The sequence below is a fragment of the Longimicrobium sp. genome (assembly GCF_036280135.1).
Taxonomy (GTDB): domain Bacteria; phylum Gemmatimonadota; class Gemmatimonadetes; order Longimicrobiales; family Longimicrobiaceae; genus Longimicrobium.
This window is the reverse complement of record NZ_DASURI010000012.1, coordinates 1-4203: the sequence shown is the minus strand read 5'-3', so window position 1 is coordinate 4203 and position 4203 is coordinate 1. Positions and strand designations below refer to the sequence as shown.

Annotated in this window: 4 protein-coding genes; 3 read left to right on the top strand and 1 reads right to left on the bottom strand. The window is 69.8% G+C overall.

The window, feature by feature from the left end:
- Positions 1-200: 200 nt before the first annotated feature.
- Positions 201-1238, bottom strand: a complete 1038-nt coding sequence (locus VFZ20_RS00345) for a DUF4349 domain-containing protein (RefSeq protein WP_329681817.1) — start codon at positions 1236-1238, stop codon at positions 201-203.
- Positions 1239-1547: 309 nt separating this feature from the next.
- On the opposite strand from VFZ20_RS00345, the gene VFZ20_RS00340 reads away from it, so the two are divergent.
- From VFZ20_RS00340 to VFZ20_RS32865, 3 genes are all read left to right on the top strand, one after another.
- Positions 1548-2813, top strand: coding sequence for a serine hydrolase domain-containing protein (locus VFZ20_RS00340; RefSeq protein ID WP_329681816.1), 1266 nt, complete (start codon positions 1548-1550; stop codon positions 2811-2813).
- A gap of 348 nt (positions 2814-3161) precedes the next feature.
- Positions 3162-3548 (top strand): endonuclease domain-containing protein, encoded by a 387-nt coding sequence (locus tag VFZ20_RS00335; protein ID WP_329681815.1) that lies wholly within the window; start codon positions 3162-3164, stop codon positions 3546-3548.
- 516 nt (positions 3549-4064) lie between these two features.
- Positions 4065-4203: twin-arginine translocation signal domain-containing protein (locus VFZ20_RS32865; RefSeq protein WP_414682918.1), on the top strand; the 139-nt coding region annotated here is incomplete at its 3' end.

Here is a 4203-nt window from a genome sequence, read left to right as displayed (position 1 = left end):
AAACCCCTCCCCCGAAGTTGGGGGAGGGGTCGACCGTCGTTGCGAGGAACGAGCAAAAAGGCGGTCGGGGGAGAGGGCCCTCCCGTCGCGCAGCGACGGGAGCCCACCTGCATTGAGATCTCCGCTTCGGTCGATGATCTCGACCTGTCTGGTGATCTCCGATCCTCCTCCGATCTCAATCCCTCACTCCGCCCGTCTGCTTACCGCCCCACGGGCTCCTCAACCTCCGCGTCGGCATCCGCCTCCACGCGCGGCGCGGCGGTGGACGTCTTTTCGGCTTTCTGCGCGCGGGCGCGGCGCAGCGTCTCGCGGTAAAAGGCGGAGCGCTCCTCGTCGCGGCGCTGTACGCGGCGGAACATGCGCCATCCCAGGTACGCAAGCACGCCCAGCGGGATCAGCACGCCCAGCGACGAGATCAGGCCCGCCAGCAGCCGCACGAAGCTGTACCACGCCGTGACGAACGCGTCGCGAATGGGACGCTCGCCGGACGGGCTGCCCATCACCGTCTGCGGCTCGTGCAGCGTGACCGTCAGCAGGCTCACGGACGACCGCGAGCGCAGGTAGCGCAAACGCCCCTCGTACTGCTCGATCTCGCCGCGCACGCGGGCCACCTCGCGCTCCAGGTTCAGCACCTCGTCCAGCCGGCCCTCGCGCGTGTTCATCAGTTCCAAGAGGCGCGCTTCCGTCTGCCGCGCGTTGGCCACGCGCGCGGAAACGTCCGTGTACTCCTCGCCCACGTCCTCCGCCGTCACGTTCACCGACTCCACCTTGCCGATCTCCGCCAGGTGGCCGACCGCATCGTCGAAGTTCACGCTGGGAATGCGCAGCTCCATCTGCGCGCGCCGCGTTTCTTCCGTCCCCGCGCTGATGGTGGTGTTGCCGACGAGCCCGCCCACGCGCCGCGCCAGCCCCCGCACGCGCGTGATGCCCGCGTTCAGCGAATCCACCTGCAGCACCGCCTGCCCCGTGCGGACGAGCATGGGGTTCAGCGAGACGGCCGCCACGCCCGGCACCGTCTCCGGCGCGCCGAACGCGACGGTGTCCGCCGAACTGATGACTGCGGCTTCGACGGGCGTCTGCTCGGCCGCGACGTCCGCGGCGGGTGCGGACGCGGGCGACGTGGTGGCTACGTCGCTGGTGGACACGTCCGCCGTGGCGGACTCGGACGCGGCGTAGTCCCCGCCGCCGCACGCGGCCAGGGTAACGACGAGCAGGGAGAAGATGGATGCGCGCTTCATGGTCTGCCGTGGGTTCAGGTTGATCCGGTGCCGGCACCTTCCCCTGGGGCAGGCGGCGTTCCCGGCCCGGCCCGCGCGCGGGTGCCGGCGTAAGTGGATGCCCCGCGATCGTTTGAGCCGATCGGCGATGCTGATGATGGTCGTCCGTGGAGGCTGTTCGCGCGTTCACTGAACGTCCGCATCCGACCGCTGATCGTGTTCATTGAACGCGCGGGGGGCGGACGGATTGGACGCGCGGATTTGATGCGGGTGCCGCGCGTGCCTACTTTCATTCGCATCCACACCGATCCACGCCGTACCCGCGTTCCGATGCGAATTCGCCCCCTCGCGCTCCTCGCTGCACCCCTTCTGGCCGGCGCCTGCGCGCCCCCGCCGGCCGTCGTCGCGCCGGCGCCCGTCCCCGCGCCGCGCATGGAGACGGTGACGGTGCTCGCGTCCGCGCCCGCGCAGGCGGCGGGGTTCGCGCCGGGGCTGCGCGCCACGCTGGATTCCATCGCCCGCGCCGCCCTGGCTGACAGCGCGGCGCCCGCCATCGCCATGGCCGTGGGCCGGCACGGGCGGCTGGTGCACCTGGCCGGCTACGGCGCCGTGGACTGGGCCGCCGGATCGTCCGCCGTGACGGACAGCACGCTCTTCGACTTGGCGTCCGTCACCAAGGTGGTCGCCACGACGACGGCGGCCATGATCCTGGAGGAGGAGGGACGGCTGGACATCGACCGTACCGTCGCGTCGTATCTGCCCGAGCTGACGGACTCGGCCAAGCAGGCCATCACCGTGCGGATGCTGCTGACGCACCGCGGCGGGCTGGAGTCGTTCGCGCCGCTGTTCCGCGAGTTCCGCGGGCGCGAGCAGTACCTTCGGCAGATCAACCTGCGTCCGCTGCGCAGCGTGCCCGGCACGCAGACGGTCTACAGTGACTGGGACCTGATCCTCATGCAGCTCGTGATCGAGCGCATCACGGGGCAGCCGCTGGACGAGTTCGTGCGCGACCGCGTCTTCGCGCCGCTGGGGATGCGGGAGACGGGGTTCCGTCCAGCGCTGCCGCGGGACCGCATCGCCGCCACGGAGCGGGACAGCGCGCGCGGCGGGCTCATCTGGGGCGAGGTGCACGATCCCAACGCGTGGGCCATGGGCGGGGTGGCGGGGCACGCGGGGCTCTTTGGCAGCGCGCGGGACCTGGCCGTATTCGCGCAGATGCTGCTGAACGGCGGGGAGTACGGCGGCGTGCGCATCCTGCGTCCGCAGACCATCGCGCGATGGACGGCGCAGCAGGGACCGGGCTCCAGCCGCGCGCTGGGGTGGGATACGCCCAGCGGCGAGTCCAGCGGGGGGCACTTCTTCTCGCCGCGCAGCTTTGGGCACACGGGCTACACGGGGACGTCGATCTGGATGGATCCGGAGCGCGGTCTGTTCGTGGTCCTGCTGACGACGCGCGTGAACCCCACGTCGGCGAACCAGAAGCAGGCCCCGCTGCGTCGCGCCGTGGCGGATGCCGTGCAGTCCGCCATCGTGGACGCGCCGCTGATCGATTGGGAAGCCCGCCGCAAGGCCGCCGAGCCCGCCCCGCAGCCCTGAGCGATCAGAGGCGGAGAGGCGATGGCCGACGCCCGTCCGGGGAGCATTCTCCGGATGGGCGTTTTGGCATCGGAACCCGCCACCGCGCGGAGCGTAGGAGATCGTCTGCGGCCAGCGTGCGAACACTTTCTGGACAGACTTGACGGATCGGAGAAAATGCATCATCGTCGAACCTCCTATCGGGGGAGGGTACGCGCGTAGCGGAACGAGGATCGTCGCTCGTGAGGATGCTTCTACCGCGCGCGGAGGGCCCCCACCCCCCGACCCCCTGCCCCCGCTTCGCGGGGGAGGGGGAGTTTTTCTACCAGGGATGGATGGTTCTGGAACAACCTGGACCGGGAGGAGACGATGCGCATCAAGCGCCGATGGCGGACGCACGAGGGTGTGCAGGAAGCAGCAAAGGCGCTGCGGAAAGACATGACCGAGGCCGAACGCGTCCTCTGGTCTGCGTTGCGAGGCGAGAAGGTGGGTGGACTGCGATTTCGGCGGCAGCACGCGGTGGGCCCGTTCATCCTCGACTTCTACTGTCCTTCGGCCCGGCTCGGGATCGAGCTGGATGGCCCGATTCACGAGGCACAACGCGAGCTGGACCAAGCCCGTACGGAGGCGCTGGAAACGCAGGGTATCCGCATCATCCGCTTCCCAAATGAGCGAGTGATGGCAGACCTGGAATCCGTGCTCCAGGACATCCGCGTCGAGATCGGCCGTCTCCAGGTGGAGGAGCTGTCGCGGTAGCAGTTGCAGTTCTCCCCCCTCCCCCGCGAAGCGGGGGCAGGGGGGCGGGGGGGGAGGGGGCCCTCGCCCGCGCGACACCCTCTCCCCACCCTCTCGATCTCCCCTCTCCGCCCCTCCTGATCTGGACACCGTGCCAGCACGAATCCACGCGCGTTCCAGTCTGCCTCCACCCCTTCGGGGATCTGCTACATCGCTGCGAAGCAGTGACTTGCACTAGCGCAAAGCGATCCGGAACTCGCGCGAGAGTTGTCGGTTCGGACTGAATATCAGGCGCGAAATACGTCTTGCATCTGTCCGGTTTCACGATTACAGTAGTGGCCCGGCGAGGGTCTCTCGCCGGATACCCGGGCCGTCCCCCTCCTGCCCGTGGGAAATCTCCGCAGACAAGCCCTGGACCACAGGCCGTTGTGGCGCACGCCCATCGGCCGCGTACCAGGACATCCAGAACGCGGCGGCCCCGGTCCGCCGTTCACGGGAGGCATCTTGCCCTCCCCCCCAATCCCGTGAGGTGGACGCATGTCCCACGAGAACGACGATCTTCCCACGCAGGACCCCGAGACGCAGGTCACCAACCGCCGCGAGTTCCTGGGCCGGTCGGCCGTGATGGCGGCCGCCGCCGTGGGCGCCCCGGCGCTGCTGGCCGCCTGCGACGCGG